Here is a 23,517-nt window from a genome sequence, read left to right as displayed (position 1 = left end):
CTATGGATTACGGCCTCGGCGATGACGCCGTCGAACTGCGAATGCACCTACGGCAGTTGATATCCAACAACATTCCCGCCGACTTCTTGGGCGCCTGCACCGACGATCCGCGCGACCTTGCCACCACCGAGACCTTCTGCAAGCTGCTGGCAGCCGAGGGACTGCTCGCACTGGCGTGGCCGAAAGAGTATGGCGGTGGTGGAGGTTCGATCTGGCAGCAGACGGTACTGCGCGAGGAAATGTGGGCCCACCACGAACCGCGTGGTCCGCAATACATGGGAATCAACTGGGTCGGTCCCGCACTGATGCGCTACGGGACAGCCGAACAGAAGGAAATGCATCTTTCGGCAATCGCAAGCGGAGAAGTCATCTGGTGCCAAGGATTTTCCGAGCCCGAAGCCGGTACCGATCTCGCGTCGCTGCGGACCCGCGCCGTACCGGACGGCCCTGACGGCAAGGGTTGGCGCATCACCGGCCAGAAGGTGTGGACGTCGTACGCACAAATGGCGTCCTGGTGTGTATTGGCGGCATGCACCCATCCGGACGCCCCAAAGCCCAAGCGGCTCACCCTGTTTCTGCTTCCGATGGATCGTCCCGGTTTCACCGTCCGGCCGATCCCGTCGATGCTCGGGCCTCATCACCTCAACGAGATGTTCCTCGACGGCGTGCAGGCATTTCCCGGCGACGTGCTGGGCGAGCCCGGCGATGGCTGGCGGGTGATGCGGGAAGCACTGGCGTTCGAGCGCGTCGGCATTGCGCGCTACGCACGCTGCGAATCGCTACTCGACCGGATGCGCAGGCAACTCGGTGACGACTGGGAGCAACTGCCCGAATCGATTCGCGCCCGCTGGGTTCGGGCTCTCGTCGACTTGCGGGTGGCCAGAGTGCTGGCCTACCGAGCCATTTCCCTGCAGGACGACCCATCGGCGGGCGCGGCGGCCAGTGCGGCACGCATCGCCACCACCACCTGCGATCAGCAGGTTGCCGAGCTGCTATTCGACGTCCTGGGCCCATCCGCGCTGGACAGCGGCACGTCGGCGGCCCTGCATGGGGCGATCGAGGACCATTGGCGCTACGCACAGGCGGCCACCGTGGCGTCCGGCACGATCGAAGTGCAGCGAATGCTGGTGGCGCGCGACGTCTTGGGAGAACAACACCGGTGAATACCGAACTGCCACAGGATATTACCGATTTCGCCGGCGTCGCCACCAAGCGACTGACCCGGATCGGCGGGCCGCCAGCCGCGCTGCGAGCCGAGACCGACGACAGAGTTCGCGAGGCGGCACGCGGCGCCTTGCGTGAGCTCGGCGCGTTCGAGCTCGATGTCCGGTCGTCATCCGACGACGTCTTAGCAGCAGCGGTGCTGTGCCAAACCGCTGGCGCGACGGCCCTGCCCTATCCACTCGTCGAGGAGTTACTGGCGATCGACGGCGCCCGATTGGCTTTGGTGAATCCGCACGCACCGCGCATCGACCACGGCGATCTTGCCGGAAGTTGGATCGCCGCCGACCTCGACGGCAATCGCTACCATCCGCGGCCGGCATCGCGAACGAGCGCCAAGCTGGGGCCCTTTCTGATAGCCGCCACATTGAGCGCACCCGACGGAACCGTGCCAACCGACGACGTTAATCTTCACCTCGTGCTGGGGTCATGGCGAGTTCTAGGTGCGATGCTGAAATGCCTGGATATCGTCACCGAGCACGTGCGCGCCCGAGTCCAGTTCGGCAAGCCACTGGCAGATTTCCAGGCCGTCAGGTTCGCGGTCGCGGATGCGTCGGTCGCGGTGCGCGGACTTCACGAGCTCGCCAAGTACACCATCTGGCGACTGGAAACGACAGCGGTGCAAGTACGTTCGTCCGACGCGCTGGCGCTTCGACTCAAGGCCGCCGACACTGCGCAACAGGTGCTGCGCACATCGCACCAGTTGCTCGGCGCCCTTGGCTTCTGCGATGAGTCCGACGTCAGCCTCCTCGACCGGCATACCCAACCGCTGATCCGGTTGCCGCTGGGGGCCGAAGGGCTTGCGCTGCGCCTGATACCCGACGTCCGAGACGGCCACCTGGAGACTTTGTTTTCATGAGCGCCAACCCCGCTGAGTCTGGAGTAGCCGCCAACCCGTTCGAGGACGGAATCCCTTTCGGCACCAAGCTCCAGGAGCTTGCCGAACAACGCCGCGACGATCCGGCCGTGACCATCGTCGCGTTGGACGGCACCGCCCAGTCGCTGACCTTCGGTGAGCTTGACGCCCGTGCCAACAGGTGGGGGCGGGCACTGGCCGCCAAAGGTGCGCAGACGGGTTCCCTGGTCGCACTTGCCATCCCGAATTCGCAACACCTAGTGCTGGCCACGCTGGGATGCTGGAAGATCGGCGCGGTTCCTGTTCCCATGCACTGGGATCTACCCGAGTGGGAGCGCAGCCGGGTGCGCGCGGTGATCGACCCCGCCGTGGTCGTCGACGAAGACAGCCGGTGGGAGCTGGCAGCACGCGCCGCCAGCGAATCCGAAAGTCCGCAGCCCGAAGCTATTTCCCCTACCGCCAACGGAATCTGCAGCAGCGGTTCGACGGGCGTGCCCAAGGTGATTCTCAACTTGGCGCCTTCGTTATGGATACCTCAGCAAGGTGAGCCGTTCCTGTCGAACTGGACTCCGGTAGCCCAGCCGCAGACGATCATGGTGCCCGCGCCGATGTATCACACCAACGGCTTCGCCACGTTCCTCTTCCTGTTGGCCGGCGACCATCTGGTGATCCTCGAAAAGTTCGATGCTGCATTGGTTTTGGACGTGATCGAGCGCTATCGGATCAGCAACTTCACAGCCACGCCGACTATGCTGGCGCGCATCGCGGCCCGACCCGACATCCGTAAGCGAGACCTGTCCAGCATCGTGTTTATCTTGCAAGGCGCCGCGGTGATGCCGCCGTCGCTGCTGCATACCTGGTTTGAGCTGCTCAGCCCGCAACAAATCGTGACGGCCTACGGCATGACCGAAAATCTCGGGCTCACCGCGCTGCGCGGCGACGAATGGCTGTCTCATCCGGGCAGCGTCGGGCGCGGCTTTCGGGACACCGAGATCCGGATTCTGGACGCTAACAAACGACCGCTTGGCCCAGGCGAAGACGGCGACGTCTACCTGCGCGCGCCCATGAGTGCGGGATACCGCTATCTGGGAGGCGCGACGCCGCTGCCGTCAACCGAGGATGGGTTTCGCTCCGCCGGCGACATTGGCCACGTGGACTCCGACGGCTATCTCTACATCGTCGACCGCCGGGCCGACATGATCATCACCGGCGGCGCCAATGTCTTTCCGGCCGAGGTCGAGTCCGCGCTCGCCGGCCACCCCGGCATCGCCGACGTCGTGGTAATCGGCATCTCCGACCCGCGCTGGGGGCGCCGCGTGCACGCCGTGGTACAACCGGCGACGGCTCTGACCGAGCAACAAGTGATCGAGTACGCCAAGAGCCGGCTGGCGCCGTACAAGGTTCCCAAGACCGTGGAGTTCGTCGACGCCATCCCCCGCACGGCGGCAACGAAGGTGAACCGCTCGGCGATGATCGCGGCCCGCGGCGGCTAACGCGTTGGGCGCGTTGCGGCGATGGCACCCCCGACCACGATCGGAGGCGCCAAGCAATCCTCCATGGCCTCCCCGATTGCTGACATGGCCCGGCTCTGGTGCTGCTTTACCAGCACGTGCCCGCCCAGCACGATGAGTGCAATCGGCAGTTCGACGGCGCCAAACGCAAGTAGCCCCACCATTCCCGCGACGTAGGCAGCATCATGGGTGTCGGGAGTAAAGAACTTCCCAACGACCGGCAAGTCGATCGCACGTTGTTCAAACTCACGCAATTTTCGCAGGGCCGCAATGCGTTTGGAGTTCGGATGTGCCGCTGCATACGCAGCCCATCGCTTGCCCAGAGCCACTTCGTCGGCCGTAAGCAGTCCGAAGTCAAACTCTCCCGAGTCGAAATCCGCTTCCCCGGGGCTGATTTCGTCAGTCGCCTCGGGTTCGGCCGAGACATTTGCCTGGTCTTCGTTCACTGTGGTCATGGCGCTCTCTCTGCGGTCGTCGGTTAACTGGCGGGGACGAGGTTGTACTCAACTTGCGACGCCGGCTCCCACTCCTCGACGGTCCCCTTGTCCATGCCGGGTAGCTCCTGTGCCCAGGTGTTGAGCGACCCCATCACGCCGGTCAAGCGGCGGTCGGCCCTGCTCGCATACTGCGTGATGCGCTTACCGATAAGCGACGCCGTCCGGAGCAGTAGGTCGGGCTTGGCGGCGGTAAGCACGGTCAGCGCTACGGCCGGGGCCAGACCTTCGAACCATGCCAACGGACCCAGCGGGACGCACCCGACCAGTTGGCTGAGGCCCGGCGTCGTGATGAGCGCGGCCATCGCGGCGAAGGTTCCGGCGACGGTGCCGATGACGAGCGGATCGCGTGATTCCAACAACGTCTGTCCGAGTTGCGTCGTGACCAAGCCCACCAAACCGACCGTCGCCGCACGCTGCGGGGCCGCGCGGGTAAAGGTGGCCATGCTCCACGCAGCGCTTGCGCCAATGGTCGTTGCGGCACCGCGGATAGCGACGGTCTGCATGAGATCGTCCATGTTGATCCCACGCTCCGAAGGGGGCCGCATGTTGCGGACCGCGCTCACCGCAACCGCCGTCGTGGGAAACACGTCGGTCAGGAGGTTCACCAGCAGGATCTGCCTGGCGGTAAGGGGCGCGACGCCGCGCACCATCGTTCCGTAGACGTTGAAGGCCACCTCACCGGCGTTGCCGCCAAGCAGCATAGCGACCGCGGCCTGCGCTTGCTGCCATAGCCGATGGCCCTCCTCGATCGCATCCAGCAGACTTCCGACGCGGCCCTCGGTCAGCACCACGTCCGCGGCACCGCGGGCCGGATCACTTCCGTGAGCGGACACCCCCACTCCTACAGCCGCGGCACGGATCGCCGCGGCATCGTTAGCGCCGTCTCCCACCATCGCGGTGACGACACCGGAATTGCTGATCTGCTGGACGATCTGCACCTTCTGCTCGGGCGTCATACGCGCATAAATGACGTTGTCCTTGACTACTTCGGCGCGTTCGGCGATCGACAGTCGCTCCCAGCGCGCTCCCGTGATCACGCAGTCATCCGGGACGTCGAGATCTATCTGACGAGCGATGGCGCGGGCGGTTGCCGGGTGGTCACCGGTGATGACGCGGACACCGATGTCCCGTTTCGCCAACCCGAGCAAAAGTTCCCTCGCGTCGGGTCGCGGCGTATCGGTGATACCAAGGAAGCCGAGCAGGCGAAGCCCGTTGCCGCACAAGGGTTCCAGTCCCTTCTCCTCGGCGACCGCCAGGTCGGCCTCCGTCAGCGTGCGCTCGGCGACCGCGATCACGCGCAAGCCGCGCGTAGCCATCGCATGGACGTGCGCCAACAGCGCCTCGCGGACGGCGCCGTCCTGGCCCTCGACGCACGCCGAAAGCACGACCTCCGGTCCGCCTTTGACCGCGAGCCGGTCGCCGTCCAGCCCCGCCGCATAGGCCCGGCCAGCGCGGAACGGCAACTCGCGGTCGCGCTTCGGCTGGCTCCCGGCTCGATTGACGACGGCGGCATCCGTCGCCTGCAGCGGCGCGTGCTCGCTGAGCGCAACCGGCGTTGCCAGCGCCGCGCGCTCAAGAATCACGTCCTCGTCGAAACCTGGCTGTGCCGAGATGTCCGTCACCACGAGACGGTTTTCGCTCAGCGTCCCGGTCTTGTCGAAACAGACCACCTCGACTCGGCCCAGCGTCTCGACCGACCGTGGCGATCGGACCAACACATTCCGCTCGGTCAGGCGCCTGGCCGCTTCGCGCTGGGCCAGCGTCGCCACCAGCGGCAGGCCCTCCGGCACCGCGGCAACCGCACAGTAGACACCGCTCGTGACTGCCTCCCGAATTCCCGATCCACGCAGCAATGCCGTTGCGACCACACCGATGCCACCGGTCAGGGTCCAGGGCAACACCTTCGCCGTAACCGCGGCTAGCTGTGCGTGCAGCCCCACCTCATCGCGCCGACGCGGGGCCAGCGCCATGGCCCGGCCCGCGGCGGTCGCGTCGCCGACCGCGACGACCATCGCACGACACACACCGCTGAGCACGGTCGAGCCCTCGTAGATCATGCAGGCCCGTTCCGCCAAAGGACGACCCGGTGTGGGAGCGGGGTTTTTGGTCACCGGCAACGACTCACCGGTGAGAGACGACTCGTCCACCTCCGCGGCTACCGCGCTCAACACCCGTGCGTCCGCGGGGACGACCTCGCCGGTGCGCACTTCGATGATGGTTCCCGGTGTCAGCCGCTCGGTCTCCACAAGCTCGAACTGGTCCGGACCGGTGCTGATGCGCGCGGGTGGCGTCTGAGCGCTCAGCATCTTGGACAACCGGCGGTCCGAGCTGAGTCGTTGCGCAGCTGACATCCCGGCGCTGCCCAGTAGCACGATCGCTACGAGGGCACCGTCCACGGGAGACCCGATCAGCGCGCTCGCGAGTGCCCCGGTGGCGAGGATCGGTGTGAGTGGATCCTGCATCTCGTGCCATATCGCCTCGACGACGTCTTTGCCGCCGTCCACGAAACGGGCGGCCAATGCCTGCACCCGTGACTTCGGCGCCCGGGCCGCGACGGCATTTGGGGCAACGGGATTGTCGAGATCCGGCCGGAGCAGCCGGATTTGCTGCTGCGCCCGGTCGGCGTCCAGTGCATGCCATTCGGTGTCCGCCGCGGCGGCAGGATCGGGCTGCATTGCCACCCCTCGCGCGATCACATACCCGGGGATCAGCGCGAGGGCAGCGGCCGCGATGCTCGGACGCACGCCTGCGGCCCGGACGCCCGGCAGCAGCGTCAGCGTCCCGAGAACGGTTCCGGCGGCCGCTAACTCGACGCCGCGCCGCGCCGCCGACTTGGCCGCGGGTATGGCGTCGACGATCCGGCAAGCAACTTTCAGATTTGGCATCAGTACGTCCGCCGTCCACGCGGGCGCCCGATCGGCGGGCCAGACGGCAAGCGCAATGTCCGCGGCCGCGAACGCATGCGGTAGCTCACGCCCGACGACGGCGACGACCTTGCCGTCGGACTGCAATCGCCGAATGGCGGTAAAGATCGCGCGATCGACATTGCCATCCAGGCCGTCATCACCCACGCGCACCAGTTCGTCGAACGTCCCCCGCAGGTGCCCGGGATCGGCCTGGTCCACCGACAATAGTTTGAGCTCCGCGGCACGTGCCGCGGCGATGAGTGGCTCGGCGAATGGGTCGGCGCTGCGCGTCACGACCACCTCCAAGTCGCGCAGATCGGGCAGCTCATGCGCGGGTGAAAGCGAGCACCCGGTATGGACTCCCGGACCCAGCAGGCCGGCGTTGACGTCAGTTTGGGCGCACTGCCACACCTTCGTGCGCAGTTCGCCATCGACGCCGCTGATCTCGGTAACACGCAGGCTTTCGCCCACCAGCACTTCGGGGTCGACGATCAGAACGTCGACACCGTCCAGGTGCCGCAGCACATCGGGGCGCAGCACCAGGGTGTGGTGCTTGCGATTCAAGCCGGCGCAGAACGTGGTAGCGAACGACTCGCGGGCGTAGTTGAGCGCCCGTGGCGCGGCGACGATGACCGCCTCGCTCGCCAAGGCCGCACCGCCGCTTACGGCGAGGGCAACGGCGCCGGCAAGGCCGGCCGCTGTCGCTGCTCTGGCGTAGTTTTCCGGCGCCGTGTCCGGGACCGGCCGCGGCCTGGAGTACTCGGGCTGTGGCTCGCATCCGGCGCTGAGCGCCAAATGCGGTTCGTGCTCATTCCAGGCATCCACGGCCGCCAGCGCTTCAATGAGACGCAGGCCCCGAAGCAGAATATCGGCGGCTATTACCGACGGTGTATGACCGAGTGATTGTGTGACGGCTGTTCCCAACGCGAGCAGGGCATCGGCGCGGGCGCGCCCGAGTGATCGCTCGAAGACCCTGCGTACATCGGGCTGCGCCTCGGCGAAGGTGGTCACCGCGGCGAACACCCGCGGCAACCGGGGTGCCCGCGCCACCTGCAATGCGGCCGTAAGCCCTAGCGACGCAACCTTGGCCGCCAGCAGGCTAAGTCGATTGACTACCTCCGCGCCATCCCCCGGAATGTCGATCCCCGGCAAACGGGCCGGCTTCGCGGGTTCGGACTCACCGCATGGCTCACTTCGATCGATTGCCGCGGCAAAGACCCGCTCAATTGCCGTCACCATCTGGACCAATTGCTCGATGGTGGGACCGTCCTCTTCGATGTCCACCACCAGCCGCGAAAGCGGCCAATTCACTTGAGTTCGTGAGACACCCGCGGTGCTGCCGATTGTCTTCTCGAGAAAGGCTGCGAAATCAGCCGTGCGCGACCCATCGGGTACCCGCAACTCGATCCATCCCCGGCCATTGGCAGCCCACCGGCGGCGCGGACGCTCACCACCTAACAGCTCGGCCGCCGCGGCTGCACCGCCGCCGATCACCATACGAAGCCCCGAAACGATCGGTTCTAAGGCCGCTTCAAAGACCGTTTTGCAGACCATTTGCGCTTTACCGCCCTCTCGCGATAGCTGGCCTTGACATACCGGACGCGCACCGCACACTCATTGACACATGCGTGTCGCTACACCGTAGGTATCGAGAGGATATGAGAGGTGAAATATCGAATCTGAAAGGCTAACGGACGACTAATTTTTGGCCAATCACACAAGAAATCTTGAAATTAGGAGAGCCCATGTCACTCGTCGACCGCGCCACCAAGTCCGCCAGTTCGGTTGCTGGCGAGACCGTTTCTACAGTTAGCCAGCTCGCGACGGCTCTTGCCGAGGGCGTCGTCGTGACGACACGAGACATTCGTACCGGTGTCCGCGAAGGCCGCATCCGTCCCCGCACCGTGTTCACCACGGCCACAATCGGCCTTGTGGCCGTGGCCGAATGGCCTGTCTTGGTCGCGGGCGGTGGGGTTGCTCTGGTTGCCAGCAAACTCAAGAGCCGTTCGTCCGAGGCCCCGCAAGAAGAACATAGCGATTGACAGTGCAGAACCCGTCGCCAAGCCTGACAACGCAATCAAGGTCGATCGCTCGGCGAGGGGGCGACCCGGAGTGGGTGAGCGCCGAGCCCGGGGCGCCACGATACCCCGGATACGGTCGGTGCGTGAGTTTGTCATCGAACGTTCCCAAGCCCCGTCCGAGCACCTCGGGTGACAGCTGCCGAGCGACCGGCATGGTCGGCAAGATTAACTCTCCGGTGTAGCAAGGACGCGAAGTCAAGTGGCAGCCTAAGATATTGCATCCCAAGGCAATTCAACGCCTTGCAGCAAAAGGAAGTGGGGAATGTAACTTTCGGAGCAATGCGCCGGTAAACGCTGCGGTTCAGTGTCATTCTGAAGAGCGCAGCCACCCTTCCCAGACGGCTTTGCAGAGCGCGCATTGCGAATTTCGTGTTCGTGGCGCACGCACTCTCGCTTGCCTGTACGAAAGCTGTGGGTGCGGGCCGGTATGTCGCGCCGCGGCGTCGCAGCTCGACGGGACGATTGGGGCACCGGAGGCGTTGCTGGACCCGCTCAAGTCCTGCCCGGGCATGGTTCGACGAAGCCCCAATAGTCGTATGCTATGCGGTACCGACACGCTGAGTTTGCTATGCGCTGTTTGCAGAGAGGGTGTGGCACGGTTGACGGTCGAGTTCCGGCTATTCGGCGGCGTCCAAGTTCTGGTCGACGGGCGGCGCCAGGATATCGGACCCGCCCGCCAACGATGTGTTCTGGCCGCGCTGCTGATCGATGTGAACCGCCCCGTCCGGCTGGATCAGATGGTGGATCGGGTGTGGGCGGATAACCCGCCGTATCGCGCCCGAAGTACCCTCGCGGTCTACGTGTCCCGGCTGCGGAATCTGCTGGCTGGTTCCGGGGACGTGACGATTTCGAGTGACCTGGGCGGATATGTCCTCAGGGCCGACCCGTTATCGGTGGACCTGCACCGCTTCCGGTCGGTGGTCGCCCAGGCACGGGCCAGCGCTGATCCGCATGAGGCCGCAGGCTTGTTCGACCGGGCCTTGGCGATGTGGTCCGGAGAGCCATTCGTGTTGCTGGACGCTCCCTGGCTAAATGACGTCCGTACCGCGCTGCAGGCGGAGCGGTTTTCGGTAGAACTTGACCGCAACGATGTCGCATTGCGGGTGGGAAGACACGACGCGCTGTTGGTCGAGATATCCGCGGCGCAGGCCGCCAACCCATTCAATGAACGCCTGGCCGGGCAGTTGATGCTGGCCCAATACCGGAGCGGCCGGCAGGACGACGCGTTGGATACCTACCGTCGGATACGCGAGCGCCTCGTAGCGAAACTCGGGGTTGATCCTGGCCCCGCGCTTCGCCAAGTGCATCAGCAGATTCTTACCGGAGAGATCGAGGCGCCGGTGGCGAACCCGGCTGCGTCGCTGGATCATCCAGTGCTGACGCACCCCATCGCCGTGGATCGCTCACACTCTGGCCTGTTGCGACGCGCTACCAGCTTCATCGGCCATGAACACGAGCTGGGACAGATCGCCGACGCGCTGGGTAAGGGCCCGTTGGTGACGCTCATCGGGGTCGGTGGTGTCGGTAAAACGCGGCTGGCCGTCGAAGTTGCGCGCCGCGAGCAGGACCGCTTCGGCGAGGGCGTGTGGATCTGCGAATTGGGGCCGTTGGAGCACGGCAACGCCGTTGGCCAGGCCATTGCGGCAGCGGGTCGGGTGTGGCGACAGCAGGGCCTGGATCTTGAGGAATCGGTGATCGAGTACCTCCGGGCGCACGAGGTCCTCTTGCTGGTCGACAACTGCGAACACGTGTTGGAAGCGGCGGCGAGTCTGGTATCCCGGATCGTTCAAAATTGCCCGCAGGTGTCGGTGTTGGCGACGAGCAGGCAGCCGCTCGGCGTTGAAGGTGAGCAAATCGTCGTCGTCTCGCCGCTGCCGGCCGAGGACGCAATCCGGTTGTTCGTCGATCGGGCCAAGGCCAGCCGACCGGACTTCACGCTGGACGACCAACCGATGGGTGTCGTCGCCGAGATCTGTTCCCGCGTCGACTGTCTGCCCCTCGGCGTGGAGCTGGCGGCGGCGCGAACGCGGATGATGAGCACCCGCGACCTGGCGCGGCGTTTGGACGACCTGCGTCTGTTGGACCGCGCGGTGCCCGGCGTCCATCCCCGCCAACAGAGCCTGGCCGCAACGATCGCCTGGTCCTACCGGCTGCTCACCGAAACCGAACAGTCGTTCTTCGCCCGACTTTCGGTGTTCGCCGGCACATTCGACCTCGAAGCCGCCCACCGAGTGTGCGGTACGCCCGGGGCCGCCGAGCACGACACGCTCAGGTTGCTTTCCGGCCTGGTCGACAAGTCGATGGTGGTCGTCCGCAACGTCACCGACCGGACCCGCTACGGCGTGCTCGAAACGTTGCGCGGATTCGGGCGAGAGCGCTTGCAGGAGAGCGGGATTGACGAGCGATGCGCGATGCGGCACGCGCGCTATTTCACCGAGCTGGCCGAACGCGCCGGGGCGGGCTTGCAAAGTGCGCAGGAGCGGGACTGGGTCGAGCGCCTGCTGCCCGATTACGACAACCTGCGCGCGGCATTCGAGCATGCGATGGAACGGAACGACACGCGGCTGGCGCTGCGATTGGGCGCGTCCATGCCCGAGTTCCTCGGCTGGCGCATGGGATACGAAGACGCTGATCAGGCTGCGCAGCTCGTCGCCGTCGCCGACCCTGATCATCCGCTGTTCCCCGTGTTGGTCGGGGTTGCCGCCCGCGCGGCATGGATTCACGCTGACTTTGCACACGCAAAATCGCTGGCGGCCCTGGCGGGGGGACGACGCCCCGCCCGCGGCACCGCACGCGTGGTTTACCCCTCAGATGTGTTGGCGGATATCACGCTTTTTGAGGGTGACTCGCAGGGCGCTCGATCGTACTGGGATGCCGAGGTGGCGCTCGCTCGACGGGAAGCGGACCCGATCAGGCTGGCGTGGACCCTTTATCTGTTCGCGGTCTGTGAGGCTCTGCTGGGAAACGTCGACTCCGCCTTAGCGGCCGCGCAGGAGGCCGTAGCGGTGGCCGACAGCACGGCCAACCCAACGGCACAGGCACTGGCCTACTTTGCCCTGGGCTATTTGCTGAGAAGGTCCGAACCCGAGCGGGCTCTGGGCTTGTTTGACGACGCGGCGCGGCTGGCCGCGGACGTGCAGAACTTCTGGGTGTACGGAACCGCGCTGATGGGAGCCGCGGCGACCCGTGCCATGCACGGCGATCCAACCGCGGCGGCGCAGATGCTGATCGCGGTGCTTGACCACTGGGGCAGGTTCGGCGACGTGACCGAGCAATTGGTCACCCTGCGCTATGTCACGAGGTTGCTGTTCCGGCTCGGCAGCCACGAAGATGCCGCCTTCCTGCATTGCGCTCTCGTCAACGCGGGCAAGCCGCCTCCGTTGACCGCAGACCAACTGGATGTCGTTGCGGACTGCCTGGGCATGGCCGGTCTCGAAGCCCGTGATGCGCCGACCAGCGGTGCGGTGTTCGCGCGGGCACGATCAAGCCTGCAACGGCTTGTCGAACAGACGTCGATGTCTGCTACCGGGCCTGCTGCCGAGTCCTGAAAAGCCCTCTGAGGCCCTTTTTAGGCCCTGTGACCAGGGAATTTTATAACTCCGCAATGATTCCGTGCAGGCCGCCGGCACGATCTTGCACATGACGGAATCGATCGTTCGGAAGCGAACCTGCCTTGTGGCAGCGACGCCGATGGGGATCGAGGTCGAGGCGAAGTCCAAACGATGCCACCCATCTACTAAGGAGCATTAAGCAGCGCTGCGCCCTTAGCTCTACCATCCCGATCTCGTCATCAACTCTGTCGAGGCACCCGACCTGCTATGAAAGCGTGTGATCTATACCCCGCTGGGTATAGGTCAGATTTGAAAAAGACTGTCCCACAACATACGAGCGTCACACAGTACGTAGGCAGATACCCCGTATAGGTGTTTAGACGGGTGCCCGGCGGGATGACGACAACACCGGAGAAGAAAGAGGCCGATGACACAGGCTAGTAAGACGATCGCGCGGTTTGGTGGCGCAACCGCGCCCGGAATGGCGTTTATAACTGCGGCGCCACAGATGGTGGCGGCGGCGCCTTATGAACTGAACTGGGAAAGCCCGGCATGGTAGCGGCGTACGTCGATTCATTTGTCTATTCGCTCGGTGAGCGGAAGTGGGATGTCCGCGATTCGGCAGCGGCGGGCAGGCTGGTGTCGAGCGCAGAGGACCTGGAGTCCGCTGGGTTTCGCTGGCATCACGTGTGCGAACCGTCGACCGGGCCATACGATCTGGCCAAGGCAGTGACCACCGAGCTTGCCGATACGGTCGGTTTGGCGGATATCGACGCGATCATCTATCCGACGTGCCTCCCGGTCAACGGCAACGTGGGCAGCCAAGAGATGTGGGCACGTACCGGCGACGTCAAGCACCTCATGGACTTCCCGGCCAGTCGGCTTCAGGCCGACTTCGGATTAGATGGTGCGGTCGTCATCGGCCTCAACCAGCAGGGCTGCACGGGAATGCTGGGAAGCATCCGGCTCGCTACGACGATGCTTGCCGCGGAGGCCGAATGGCGGCGGGTCCTGTGCGTAACCGCGGACCGCTTCCCGGAAACGGCGAGGTATGAACAGGCGTACAACCTGATATCCGACAGCGCGGCCGCCTGCATCGTCCAACGCGAGCCGCGCGGGTTCCGGTATGTCGGCGCCCATCAAATCACCAACGGCGGGCTCGTCGGGGCGGATGACGACGAGACGGTTGGCACCTTCTTCACCTACACGCATCGGGTCGTCACTGAAACCCTGACGCGTAACGGACTGCGGATCGACGATTTGGACTGGATTGTCACGCAGAACACCAACGACAAGGCGTGGCAGGTTCTCGCCAGATTCCTCGGCGTGGACATAGCCAAGGTCTGCTTCACCTCGCTCGCCGACGTCGGCCACGCGATCTCCGCCGACCAGGTGATCAACCTGGTCGAGCTCATCGGATCCGGCCGGATCCGTCCGGGTCAGCTGTTGGCGCTCGTCGTGGCGGGCTCGGGCCTGACCTACCAGTGCGTAATCCTTGAAGCCACAACGGAGTTCGCATGACGAATAGCGCTGTGAACGCCGGTCCGCGGCGGTTGCGTGATGCCCTCGCCACCATGGGTGAGACCTCGGCCCGACTCAGCCACCTCTCCCGGAAGTCTTATCAAAATCCCTACACCGCTGTGGAATGGCCCGAAGCCGTACATCCGGAACGGGATTGGTTCAGCACACCGGAATACCTGAGCCTGTACGGCACGGCCGTGTGGGACGAGTTGGCCGAGCCAACCCGTCGACTGCTCGCCTTCCACGAGGCGGCGAACTTCTACAGCCTGAACATTCACGGCGAGAAGTCGCTCATGCAGGGACTGGCGGCCCGCCTCTACCGCCGTGACCTGATGGACGTCGCCGACTACCTGCATCACTTCCTCGACGAGGAGAACAAGCACAGCATCTACTTCGGCGGGTTTTGCACCCGCTACGCGCAGGTGTATCGGACCCGGCAACTCGCGCTGGATCACGAGCGGCCGCCGAGCGACGTCGAAGACTTCCTCTTCTTCGCCAAAACGATGATCTTCGAAGAGATCGTCGACCGCTACAACTGGGTCCAGGCCCGCGACACCCGACTGCATCCGATCGCCCGGTTCATCAACCACAACCACCACGTAGAAGAGGCGCGACACCTGGTTTTCGGGCGCCGGCTGGTGACCTTGCTGTGGCAGACATGCGCCCCGTCCTGGGACGAACCCAGGATCGCCGACGTGCGCGACGAGCTGGTGCAGTTCTTCGTCGCGAGCTGGCGGGAGTACTACAACCCAGACGTCTTCGCCAATGTCGGGCTCGACGATCCGTGGCAGCTCGCCGACGACGCGTGGGGAGCCGCCCAGCAGCGGGAGCACCGGCGTGCGGTGTCCACCAAATGCCTCGACTTCTTGTTGTCCAACCAGATTCTCACCGAGGAGCCAACCGATGCGTTCTGAACCAGAAATACGGGAGGCGTTGCGCCGCTGGGTGCTCACCAGGGCGACAGGGCTCGAACCGGTGAAACTGACCGACCAGACGCCGCTGTTCGAGGAGCGCCATGTCCGCTCGGTGCATCTGCCAGAGTTGCTGCTCCTGCTGGAACGGTTGCGGGGCGCTCCGATCGACGTCGAGGACCTCCGTCCGGGCGACTTCCGGGACATCGACACGCTGATATGCCGGTTCGCCGACCCGGACCCGGCCGCGCGGACCACCGATGGCGCGCCGCAGGGGTTGGCAAAATGAGCCCCGGAGCGAGCGGGAGCCGAGGCATCCGCCCGGTAACGAGCCTCACGGCTGGGGAACGCGCCGCTGCTCTGGCCCGGCTGGGGCTGGTCTGGCGGGAAACGGGCCAAGCCGCTTTGCGCGGACCATTGCTTGGCCTGGCCGAACAGTGCGATCGTGCCTTTCAACGGATTGGCGCGGTGTGGCAGGCGCAGGAGGAGCGGCACCCAGCAACCCTGGCCGCGGACGTCTTGCAGCGCACCGACTACCTGGGGTCGTTCCCGCAACAGGCGACTTTCGCGGTCCGGCTGGATCCGCGGGCGACCAACCTCGACGAGTTCGTCGCCGGCCCAGTGGTCGACGAGACCGGCCAGCTTGCCGTGACCCGCCTATCGCCGATTCGTGACGTCCTCACCCCGGCGGCCTGCTACCACGTGTACGCGGCCCACCAGGGTGAGACGCTCGACCGCCCCCTGTATGTGACCACGCGCAATAGGTGTTTTCGGCAGGAGACGGTCTACGAGCCACTGCGGCGCCTGCGCAGCTTCACGATGCGGGAGATCGTGTGCTTGGGCGATAAGGCCGAGACCAGCAGCTTCGCCGAGGCGGCTCGCGAGCTGATCGGTCGGCTTGCAAAGCTCGTCGACGTACCCGTGCGCTGGGAGTCAGCGACGGACTGCTTCTTCCGGCCGGCGCGCAACCCGAAATACCTGTTCCAGCTCCTGGAGCCGGTGAAGCAGGAAGCTACCTACGGCGACGGTCTGGCCGTCGGGTCGGTGAACCTGCACCACGACCATTTCGGTCTGAATTTTCAGTTGAGCTGTTCCGGCGAACCGGCAAGCACCGCGTGCCTGGCTTTCGGTATCGAGCGATGGTTGTTCGCCATCACCGATCGGCACGGCTTCGACCCATCATCCTGGCCGGATCTGGAAGGCGCCGCCGCGGCGGTGTGTGCGGACGCGGCGGGGGTCCGCCGATGATCGGTACCACCGTACTCACCGGCGCCGACGGCTACGTCGGGCACAAGATCGCCGCCGAACTACTCGACCACACCGACGACCAACTGGTCCTGGTGGTACGCGCGAGCGATAGAGACGAGCTGGCCGTCAAACGGGCCAGACTCGAGCTGCTCCTCGGTCCGGCACTGGATCGCCGGACCACGATCGTGCCGGCGGACCTGCGGGAGGCAGACCCACTTGGCGATCTGGACACCAAGGGGGTGACGGCGGTGGTGCACGCCGCCGCGGTCATCCGATTCAACGTTGAACGGGACCTGGCCCAACGGACGAATGTCGACGGCACAGCCCGAGTCTGCGAATTCGCATCACGCTGCCCCGACCTAAGACGTCTTGCCGTCATCTCCACCCTCTACGCGGCCGGAAAGCACCAAGGCAAAATCGCCGAGGCGCCACTTGACGACGCGGGGTTCGTCAACGACTACGAGTGGTCGAAGTGGGCTGCCGAACAGCATGCTCTGGCCACCTGCGCCGATCTGCCCCTGTCGGTGCTGCGACTGCCCACGATCATCGCGGACGATCAGACCGGAAAGGTCAGCCAGTACAACGCGTTTCACAACACGGTAAAGCTTTTCTTCTACGGGCTACTCTCCGTCGTGCCGGGCGCCAAGGACACCCCGGTCAGCGTCGTCACGGGCTCGTTCGTCGCCGCCGCGATCACCGCTCTTCTCGATCCGCGCAAGCCCTGCGGTGTGTTCAACGTGTGCCCCGAACACGAAAACAACGCGACAGTCGGCGAGCTGGTCGATACCGCGTACACCGTGCTGGAGCGCGACGAGGGATTCCGTCGGCGCAGGATCCTGCGGCCGCTGTACTGCGACCCGGAGAGCTTCAGGGACCTCGTTGAGAGCGCGCAGACGCTTCGGAAAGGTCCGATCAAGGAGTCGCTTGATTCGGTGGCTTCCTTCGGCGAGCAGCTCTTCTTGTCAAAGGAATTCGCCACCGACGCGCTGTATGCGGTGTGGCCGGACCCCGTGATCGAGGATCCCCTCGCTCTCGTTGAATCGACCGTTTCCCATCTCGTCGCCACCCGCTGGGGACGAAATTCTCAAATCTAAGGAGATCCGATGAACCTTTCCGAAAACGCCCTGTGGCTGCTCAGCTACTACCGCCACTCAGAGATCAATGCGGCCCAATTTTTCGCCCGGGTGGCACGGTTCGTCCGCGGGCCACTCCTGCTCGACGTGACACACCATTTCGCCGACGAGGCCAACCACGCCAACTTCTGGACGAAGTGCATCGACGAACTCGGCGAGCTGCCATTGAAGACACAGCGTGCATACCAGGACCAGTACATCGACGCGATCGGCTTGCCGGCCAACGTCATGGAGGTCATGGCGATCACCCAGGTCCTCGAAAAGCGGGTGATCGGCCAGTACCGCCAGCACGTGCGGTTACCGGGCATCCATCCGGCAGTCAAGAACACGATCGAAAAGATCATGCTGGACGAACGGTGGCACATCCAGTACGTCCGCGAGGCGCTCAAGTCGATGGAGGACAAGTACGGCGCCGAGGAGATCGAGCAGACACTCAAGCGGCACACGGCGGCCGACCAGGAGGTTTACGCCAAGACTCTCGACGAGTACAGCGAGCGGATCGCCGAGTTGACCGCTACCTACCACGCAGCCGCGGAAGCTCAAGCCCGCTGATGATCACGCTGCTCGCCACGACAACGACTCGGCCGCTGGATCCCGCCGTGCTCACGGCCGACGAGTCTGCACGGCTTGCGTCGCTGCCCGGCGAGCAGCGCCGACGGCAGTGGCTGACTTCACGGCGCGCGTTGCGACTGCTTCTGGGTGTGGCCGGGCTACAGCCGGAAACAACGCGGTACACCTTCCCGCACCCGCGAATCTCGTTGAGCCATACCGAACGGGTTGGCGCCGCGGCAGTGGTGATCGATCCCACCCAGCGGGTGGCCGGCGTCGGGATCGACGTCGAGCCGGATCGCGACGCCGATCCCCGCGCAGCCCGGTTCTTCCTTGGCAACCGAGATCAGGCTTGGCTGGCCACCCTCCCCACCGCCGAGCGTCGGTGTCATCAGGTCAGCCTGTGGACGGTCAAGGAGGCGCTGTTCAAAGCCGACATGAACAACGAGCGTGCGACGCTACGGGACTACGCGCTCGCCGATGCGGCCGCGGCCACCGGCTGCGCCGTCCGGAACCTGCCGCAAGAAGCGCTGGTCGCCAATCGGTCCCCGGTCTTCGGATACACCCGCACCAGACTGCCCGGAACCGGGGAGCACCTCTCCCTGGCGGTGGCGTTCCGTCGTCCGACAACCCCCACATCAACTGATGCACCGACGCATTCAATACCGAGGAGAAGCATGTCTACAAAGGAAATCACGTTCGACGAGGTCACTGAGCGCATCAGTGCCACTCTTTCTATCCCGCTGGCCAAGCTCACGCCGACGACCACCCTGGCAGACCTCGCCGCCGACAGCTTCATGCTCGTCGAGGCGGTCGTTGACCTGCAGGAAGAGTTCGACACCATGTTCACTCAGACGCAGCTCCGCGAGATCACCAATCTCGGCGAGCTGGTTGAGCTGTTGCAGCGGTCGCGGGTGACGTCGGATACGTGACCGCAGAAGGTAATTGGCCGCTGATGAACACACCCCTGCTTGTTCTGTACGTCCTGAACTTCCTGATGATCATCGTGACGCCCAGAATCTTCTTCCGGAAGGATGGCGCCTTCAACCTCAGATGGTGGTTGACCGCGCTTCCGTTCGGGTTGTGCCCGGCGGCACTCGTGGTGGCATGGGTGACCGGGCTCGCGCCGTACCGGCCGCGGAGCTGGGACGCTCCGTCGGAGCTGCTCGCCGTGCTCCTCGCGGCGGGCTCGCTTAGCCTGCTGTTTTTCACCCTGGGCACGCACCGCGTCCCGATCTCACTGTGGCACCAGGTCAACGACGCCCCGCGCCATATCGTGACCGAGGGCGCCTACCGCCGGATACGGCATCCCTTCTACGCGTCGTACCTCCTCGCCGTCACCGGCGCCGTGGTGTTCTTCCCGCACTGGACGACGATTGCGCTGGCGATCTACGTCGGCGTGGTCCTGAACGCCACCGCCGCCAAAGAGGAACGCAAACTCCTCGGCTCCGAATACGGCACGGAGTACGCGCAATACCTGGCACGCACGGGCCGCTTCGTGCCTCGACTCAGGCAACCCTGCGCCCCCGTCTCCGAGGTGGCCACATGAAAAGAACGGAATACCAAGCCATGTCGATGTTCGTTGACTGGATGTTCACGCCTCGGGACGACCGAGGTTTCTACCTGGCCGATGACGCCGGCGGCTGGCAACGCTTCACGTACCGCGAAATCGCCACGGCGAGTGGCCAAGTGGCGGCCGAGTACCGTGCGGCCGGGGTACAGACCGGCGATGTCGTCTGCCTCACCGTGCCGACCACTTATGACAGTCTGATTTCTCTTTTCGGCGTGTGGCTGGCCGGTGCGACCATCTGCCCGCTACCGGAGCCCTCCTTCCAATCCGACCAGGACTACATCGATCACATAGGCGAGGTACTCCGCCGGGCCGAGCCCGCCGTCATCGTCACCTCCGCTGAGATCGCGCCGGTGATGGGAAAAGCGATGGCGCAGGCGGGCTTGCCCGGATCGCCGATGGTCGTCAACAGCCAAGCGGCAGGGGTGGCGGAGCTGCCCGCACCGCCGGACCGTTTGGCTGAGATCGCGCTGCTGCAGTTCACTTCCGGTTCCACCGGCAATCCACAGGGCGTACGAGTCTCCTGGGACAACCTGGCGGCGAACTTCGCCGTACTGCGCCGCTGGACAGACTGGCGTGATGGGGAAGGGGGCGCCTCCTGGCTGCCGCTCTACCACGACATGGGGCTGATCGGGTGCCTGCTGCCCGCCGTCGCCACGCAATCGGATTTGTGGCTGATGCGCCCGCTCCAGTTCATCAGGGATCCCGGCCGCTGGCTGTCATGCTTTGGCGGCGGCAAGGCCCGGCATGCGGCATCGCCGTCGTTCGCGTTCGCCTACCTGGCCCGGCGCATCACCCCCGGCCGCTTGGTGAATTTCGACCTGTCCGCGTGGCGCAGCGTCATCGTCGGGGCGGAAGTCGTCGATCCCTTGGCCCTGGCCGCGTTTGCGCGGTTCGCGGCGCCGACTGGGTTCGCGCCGACCGCATTCGTCCCTGCCTACGGGCTGGCGGAGAATACGCTCGGCGTTTCGTCGCCCGGGAGCGGTCACGAGATGCTCCTGGTACGCCCGGACTGGGCCTCGATGCAGGTCGGCGAGCCGGTACAGGTCCTCGAGCGGGCCAGGTTCAGCACCGATTGGGCTACCCACGAAACCAACGCAACGGGGTGGCTGGTCGGCCACGGGAGTCCCGGTCCCGATGACGGCATCGCGGTCCAAGTGATCGACGAGGACGGCGCACCGCTGCCGGCCGGGCACCTGGGCGAGATCACTGTCACCGGTTCCTCGGTGGCTCTGGGCTATCACGGCCAGCACCCGGACCGGACAACGCGGTTCGCGGACGGGGTGTTGCGTACCGGGGACGCGGGCTTCTTCCACGCGGGCGAACTATTCGTGGTCGGCCGGATGGGGGACAGCCTCAAGCTCCGTGGCCGCAATATCTACGTGGAGGATCTCGACGCAAAAGTGGCCGAGGCGGCCCAGCTCAACCGCGACCGGGTAGCGGTGGTGAGCAGCATGCACGAGGGGCGGGCAGGTCTCGTGGTGTTCGCCGAGGCTCGTCCGGGCCCGTGGACCGAAAAGGTGACCGAACGGCTCCGCGGCGAACTCGGCCCGGAGCCGCACATCACCATCGTGACTGGCCGCAGGGGCATGATCCGACGCACCTCCAGCGGCAAACCTCGACGTCGTCAGATGTGGCAGCTGTTTTCCACCGGCGGGCTCAAGGCTGTGGTTGTCATCGACACCGCAGCCGAGCACGGGTCGGGATCGATGTCATGAACAACACCGCGCCAGTGTTGATCACCGGCTGTTCGTCGGGTGTGGGTCGGGCCAGCGCGCTGCGCTTCCTGCGCGCCGGGCATCCGGTCTACGCGACCGCGCGCCGTCCGGAGACGCTCACCGCCCTCGTCGAGCAGGGTGCCGTCGGCCTGCGGCTCGATGTCACCGACGAGGAATCGATGGTCGCGGCGGTCAAACACGTCGAGGCCGACCACGGCGCGGTCGGCATCCTGGTCAATAACGCGGCCTACGGGTTGCAGGGCGCTGTCGAGGCCGTACTGCTCGACGACCTTCGTGCGCAGTTCGAGACCAACGTGTTCGGACTGGTCCGCATGACACAGCTCGTCCTGCCCGGCATGCGTGCCCGGCGCTGCGGCCGGATCATCAATCTCTCCTCGATGGGCGGACACTTCACGTTGCCGGGCTCGTTCGGAGTGCACGCGTCGAAGCATGCGGTGGAGGCGATATCCGACGGCCTCCGGATGGAGATGCGTCCGTTCGGCATCAAGGTTGTCATCGTCGAGCCGGGTCCGATCGACACCTCGTTCGGGGAGACGCTCAACGCCAGCCTGCCCACTCGCACGGGCGACGGCACATACGACCGTTTCCACGCGGACGTTGCGGCCCGGATCGACGCCGCCTACGAGCCGAAGGCCAGGAACTTCGTGCTCAGCGCCGACCAGGTCGCCAAGACCATCGTCAAGGCCGCGCATACCCGCCGGCCTCGGACCCGGTACCCGGTTGGGGCCTTCGCCAAATTCGCAGTCTCGATGAGCCAGCTGATGCCGCCAGCGGTCGTCGACGCATTCATCCGGTCCCAGTTCCCAGTACCAAAACCGCAATAGCAACCCCGAGGAGATATTGATGTCCGAGCGAGTCCCGTTCAACCGAGTCGACACGGGGATCTTCCATTTCGACCAGGCGCCCGATCTGTGGAGCTGCCACTTCGAGGTCCGCGTGGGGGGACGACTGGACCCGCCCCGCCTCGCTGCCGCCGCGCTCGAGGCGGTCCGGCGCCACCCGATGGCCCGCGCCCGGATGGCACCCTTTGGTCCCACGACACGTGCCCTGCATTGGTTGATCGACGACGAGGTCGCGGCGGTTCCACTCGAGATCGTCGACTGCACGACTGACGCCCAGGTCGAGGCGGCACGCGTGCGCCTGCTGAACTGGCGGATCGACCTGCGCGTCGGCCCCCCGCTTGCGCTCACGCTCGCCCACCACCCTGAGGGCGACTACCTGATCATGAACATGAGCCACGTGGTGGGCGACGGAGTGAGCGTCTACCGGTTGATGTCATCGATCTGCCGCGCCTACACGGGCAGTGACGACCCACAGCCGGTCCTTCCGCTTGCCGAGGCACGCAATCTGCGCGGCCACATCGGATGGCGAACCCTAGCCGATGCCCGTACCCGGCTGCGTGCCATCGCGCGACACCTTTCCGACGCCCGCAACGACCCCGCCGTGTCTTTGGCCGTCGACGGCGGTTCGGAGGGCGTCCAGGGACAGGATGTCCACACGCTCCGGTTCGACCGCGACGAGGCCGCCCGCATCGCCGCTCGCCGGGTGAAGCCGGCGACGATCAACGACCTGCTGCTGGCTGCCCTGGCCGTCACGATCCGCCGCTTCAATGACCAGCGGGGCGTGGCCCCGGGACGGATCTCGTTATTGATGCCGATCAACCTGCGACCCGCCGAGTGGGGCACTGAGCTCGTCTCCAACATCGAGTCGATGGTTCCGGTGCGCGTTCCCGAGTACGCACAGTCCGACATCATCACGGCTCAGGCAGCGGTCGCCGAGCGCACCGCGCACCTGAAGAAGCAGCGGCTGGCAGGCACGATGGTCGACGTCCTCGGCATGGCCGGCATCTGGCCAGCGGGTCTGCGTCACGCGGCCGTCCGTTGGGCACTCGGTCTCCCAGGGGCCGAGACGGGGGTGCTGAGTAATCTGGCCAACCTGTCCCAGCCCTTCGACTTCGGGCCCGGGGCGGGTACTGCGACCGAGCTGTGGGCCTCGGGGCCGGCCTGTACGCAGTTAGGCACCAGCGTGGCGGTCGCCACAATGAACGGCGAGATTTTCCTGACGCTGCGCTACTGCCGCACCCAGTTCGACTCCGAGGGTGCAGCGCAGTTCGCCGCGGGTCTGCGGGAGGTCCTGCTCGGCGAGCCCGCGCCGGCGCTCCCGGCCAGCGCTGATCGACGCATACCGCATCGGATGCCAGGCTGATTCGGGAAGCGCGAACGA

18 protein-coding genes are annotated in these 23,517 nt (G+C 65.4%); 16 read left to right on the top strand and 2 right to left on the bottom strand.

Annotated elements, in window-relative coordinates:
* Positions 1–2: 2 nt before the first annotated feature.
* From MSIMFI_RS14775 to MSIMFI_RS14765, 3 genes are read left to right on the top strand one after another with little or no spacing between them, the layout of a single operon-like run.
* Complete coding sequence (locus tag MSIMFI_RS14775; protein WP_191497757.1) at positions 3–1,163, top strand: acyl-CoA dehydrogenase family protein; 1,161 nt, start codon at positions 3–5, stop codon at positions 1,161–1,163.
* Positions 1,160–2,080: an acyl-CoA dehydrogenase family protein gene (locus tag MSIMFI_RS14770; protein ID WP_191497756.1), complete on the top strand. Its 921-nt coding sequence runs from the start codon at positions 1,160–1,162 to the stop codon at positions 2,078–2,080. Before MSIMFI_RS14775 ends, MSIMFI_RS14770 begins: the two co-directional genes overlap by 4 nt.
* Positions 2,077–3,570 (top strand): class I adenylate-forming enzyme family protein, encoded by a 1,494-nt coding sequence (locus tag MSIMFI_RS14765; protein WP_191497755.1) that lies wholly within the window; start codon positions 2,077–2,079, stop codon positions 3,568–3,570. Before MSIMFI_RS14770 ends, MSIMFI_RS14765 begins: the two co-directional genes overlap by 4 nt.
* On the opposite strand, the gene MSIMFI_RS14760 is transcribed toward MSIMFI_RS14765, so the two are convergent.
* Positions 3,567–4,043, bottom strand: coding sequence for a hypothetical protein (locus MSIMFI_RS14760; protein ID WP_191497754.1), 477 nt, complete (start codon positions 4,041–4,043; stop codon positions 3,567–3,569). The two genes, MSIMFI_RS14765 and MSIMFI_RS14760, sit on opposite strands and share 4 nt — an antisense overlap.
* A 23-nt stretch (positions 4,044–4,066) precedes the next feature.
* On the bottom strand, positions 4,067–8,545 hold the full coding sequence (locus tag MSIMFI_RS14755) for a cation-translocating P-type ATPase (RefSeq protein ID WP_191497753.1): 4,479 nt from the start codon (positions 8,543–8,545) through the stop codon (positions 4,067–4,069).
* Between the two features lie 191 nt (positions 8,546–8,736).
* Here MSIMFI_RS14755 and MSIMFI_RS14750 point away from each other — a divergent pair, with 191 nt between their 5' ends.
* From MSIMFI_RS14750 to MSIMFI_RS14690, 13 genes are all read left to right on the top strand, one after another.
* Complete coding sequence (locus MSIMFI_RS14750; RefSeq protein WP_191497752.1) at positions 8,737–9,033, top strand: hypothetical protein; 297 nt, start codon at positions 8,737–8,739, stop codon at positions 9,031–9,033.
* Positions 9,034–9,671: 638 nt separating this feature from the next.
* On the top strand, positions 9,672–12,620 hold the full coding sequence (locus MSIMFI_RS14745; RefSeq protein ID WP_191497751.1) for a BTAD domain-containing putative transcriptional regulator: 2,949 nt from the start codon (positions 9,672–9,674) through the stop codon (positions 12,618–12,620).
* 555 nt (positions 12,621–13,175) lie between these two features.
* The gene (locus MSIMFI_RS14740; RefSeq protein ID WP_191497750.1) at positions 13,176–14,144 is read left to right on the top strand and encodes a 3-oxoacyl-[acyl-carrier-protein] synthase III C-terminal domain-containing protein; all 969 of its coding nucleotides are present in this window, start codon (positions 13,176–13,178) and stop codon (positions 14,142–14,144) included.
* A complete protein-coding gene (locus MSIMFI_RS14735; RefSeq protein ID WP_191497749.1) occupies positions 14,141–15,058 on the top strand; it encodes a diiron oxygenase in 918 nt (305 codons plus the stop codon). The genes MSIMFI_RS14740 and MSIMFI_RS14735 overlap by 4 nt, the downstream gene beginning before the upstream one ends.
* Positions 15,048–15,344: a hypothetical protein gene (locus MSIMFI_RS14730; RefSeq protein WP_191497748.1), complete on the top strand. Its 297-nt coding sequence runs from the start codon at positions 15,048–15,050 to the stop codon at positions 15,342–15,344. The genes MSIMFI_RS14735 and MSIMFI_RS14730 overlap by 11 nt, the downstream gene beginning before the upstream one ends.
* On the top strand, positions 15,341–16,303 hold the full coding sequence (locus tag MSIMFI_RS14725) for a class-II aminoacyl-tRNA synthetase family protein (protein WP_191497747.1): 963 nt from the start codon (positions 15,341–15,343) through the stop codon (positions 16,301–16,303). The genes MSIMFI_RS14730 and MSIMFI_RS14725 overlap by 4 nt, the downstream gene beginning before the upstream one ends.
* Complete coding sequence (locus tag MSIMFI_RS14720; RefSeq protein ID WP_191497746.1) at positions 16,300–17,397, top strand: SDR family oxidoreductase; 1,098 nt, start codon at positions 16,300–16,302, stop codon at positions 17,395–17,397. The genes MSIMFI_RS14725 and MSIMFI_RS14720 overlap by 4 nt, the downstream gene beginning before the upstream one ends.
* A 9-nt stretch (positions 17,398–17,406) precedes the next feature.
* The gene (locus MSIMFI_RS14715) at positions 17,407–17,988 is read left to right on the top strand and encodes a ferritin-like domain-containing protein (protein WP_191497745.1); all 582 of its coding nucleotides are present in this window, start codon (positions 17,407–17,409) and stop codon (positions 17,986–17,988) included.
* Complete coding sequence (locus MSIMFI_RS14710; RefSeq protein WP_191497744.1) at positions 17,988–18,917, top strand: 4'-phosphopantetheinyl transferase superfamily protein; 930 nt, start codon at positions 17,988–17,990, stop codon at positions 18,915–18,917. The genes MSIMFI_RS14715 and MSIMFI_RS14710 overlap by 1 nt, the downstream gene beginning before the upstream one ends.
* Before the next feature lie 23 nt (positions 18,918–18,940).
* Positions 18,941–19,534: a methyltransferase family protein gene (locus MSIMFI_RS14705; RefSeq protein ID WP_191497743.1), complete on the top strand. Its 594-nt coding sequence runs from the start codon at positions 18,941–18,943 to the stop codon at positions 19,532–19,534.
* Entirely contained in the window at positions 19,531–21,273 is a 1,743-nt protein-coding gene (locus MSIMFI_RS14700; protein ID WP_191497742.1) for an AMP-binding protein, read from the top strand. Before MSIMFI_RS14705 ends, MSIMFI_RS14700 begins: the two co-directional genes overlap by 4 nt.
* On the top strand, positions 21,270–22,118 hold the full coding sequence (locus MSIMFI_RS14695; RefSeq protein WP_191497741.1) for an SDR family NAD(P)-dependent oxidoreductase: 849 nt from the start codon (positions 21,270–21,272) through the stop codon (positions 22,116–22,118). The genes MSIMFI_RS14700 and MSIMFI_RS14695 overlap by 4 nt, the downstream gene beginning before the upstream one ends.
* A 19-nt stretch (positions 22,119–22,137) precedes the next feature.
* Positions 22,138–23,499, top strand: a complete 1,362-nt coding sequence (locus tag MSIMFI_RS14690) for a condensation domain-containing protein (RefSeq protein WP_191497740.1) — start codon at positions 22,138–22,140, stop codon at positions 23,497–23,499.
* The last annotated feature ends 18 nt before the right edge of the window (positions 23,500–23,517 follow it).

The sequence above is a fragment of the Mycobacterium simulans genome (assembly GCF_900232995.1).
In the GTDB taxonomy this organism is placed as follows: Bacteria; Actinomycetota; Actinomycetes; order Mycobacteriales; family Mycobacteriaceae; genus Mycobacterium; species Mycobacterium simulans.
This window is presented reverse-complemented; position numbering and strand designations above follow the sequence as displayed.

Excerpts from the sequence above, each read along its gene's own strand:
- MSIMFI_RS14710 (WP_191497744.1), top strand. The coding sequence starts at position 17,988 with ATGATCACGCTGCTCGCCACGACAACGACTCGGCCGCTGGATCCCGCC.
- MSIMFI_RS14725 (WP_191497747.1), top strand. The coding sequence starts at position 15,341 with ATGAGCCCCGGAGCGAGCGGGAGCCGAGGCATCCGCCCGGTAACGAGC.
- MSIMFI_RS14695 (WP_191497741.1), top strand. The coding sequence starts at position 21,270 with ATGAACAACACCGCGCCAGTGTTGATCACCGGCTGTTCGTCGGGTGTG.
- MSIMFI_RS14705 (WP_191497743.1), top strand. The coding sequence starts at position 18,941 with ATGAACACACCCCTGCTTGTTCTGTACGTCCTGAACTTCCTGATGATC.
- MSIMFI_RS14740 (WP_191497750.1), top strand. The coding sequence starts at position 13,176 with ATGGTAGCGGCGTACGTCGATTCATTTGTCTATTCGCTCGGTGAGCGG.
- MSIMFI_RS14730 (WP_191497748.1), top strand. The coding sequence starts at position 15,048 with ATGCGTTCTGAACCAGAAATACGGGAGGCGTTGCGCCGCTGGGTGCTC.
- MSIMFI_RS14735 (WP_191497749.1), top strand. The coding sequence starts at position 14,141 with ATGACGAATAGCGCTGTGAACGCCGGTCCGCGGCGGTTGCGTGATGCC.
- MSIMFI_RS14715 (WP_191497745.1), top strand. The coding sequence starts at position 17,407 with ATGAACCTTTCCGAAAACGCCCTGTGGCTGCTCAGCTACTACCGCCAC.
- MSIMFI_RS14755 (WP_191497753.1), bottom strand. The coding sequence starts at position 8,545 with ATGGTCTGCAAAACGGTCTTTGAAGCGGCCTTAGAACCGATCGTTTCG.
- MSIMFI_RS14775 (WP_191497757.1), top strand. The coding sequence starts at position 3 with ATGGATTACGGCCTCGGCGATGACGCCGTCGAACTGCGAATGCACCTA.
- MSIMFI_RS14760 (WP_191497754.1), bottom strand. The coding sequence starts at position 4,043 with ATGACCACAGTGAACGAAGACCAGGCAAATGTCTCGGCCGAACCCGAG.
- MSIMFI_RS14700 (WP_191497742.1), top strand. The coding sequence starts at position 19,531 with ATGAAAAGAACGGAATACCAAGCCATGTCGATGTTCGTTGACTGGATG.
- MSIMFI_RS14750 (WP_191497752.1), top strand. The coding sequence starts at position 8,737 with ATGTCACTCGTCGACCGCGCCACCAAGTCCGCCAGTTCGGTTGCTGGC.
- MSIMFI_RS14765 (WP_191497755.1), top strand. The coding sequence starts at position 2,077 with ATGAGCGCCAACCCCGCTGAGTCTGGAGTAGCCGCCAACCCGTTCGAG.
- MSIMFI_RS14690 (WP_191497740.1), top strand. The coding sequence starts at position 22,138 with ATGTCCGAGCGAGTCCCGTTCAACCGAGTCGACACGGGGATCTTCCAT.
- MSIMFI_RS14720 (WP_191497746.1), top strand. The coding sequence starts at position 16,300 with ATGATCGGTACCACCGTACTCACCGGCGCCGACGGCTACGTCGGGCAC.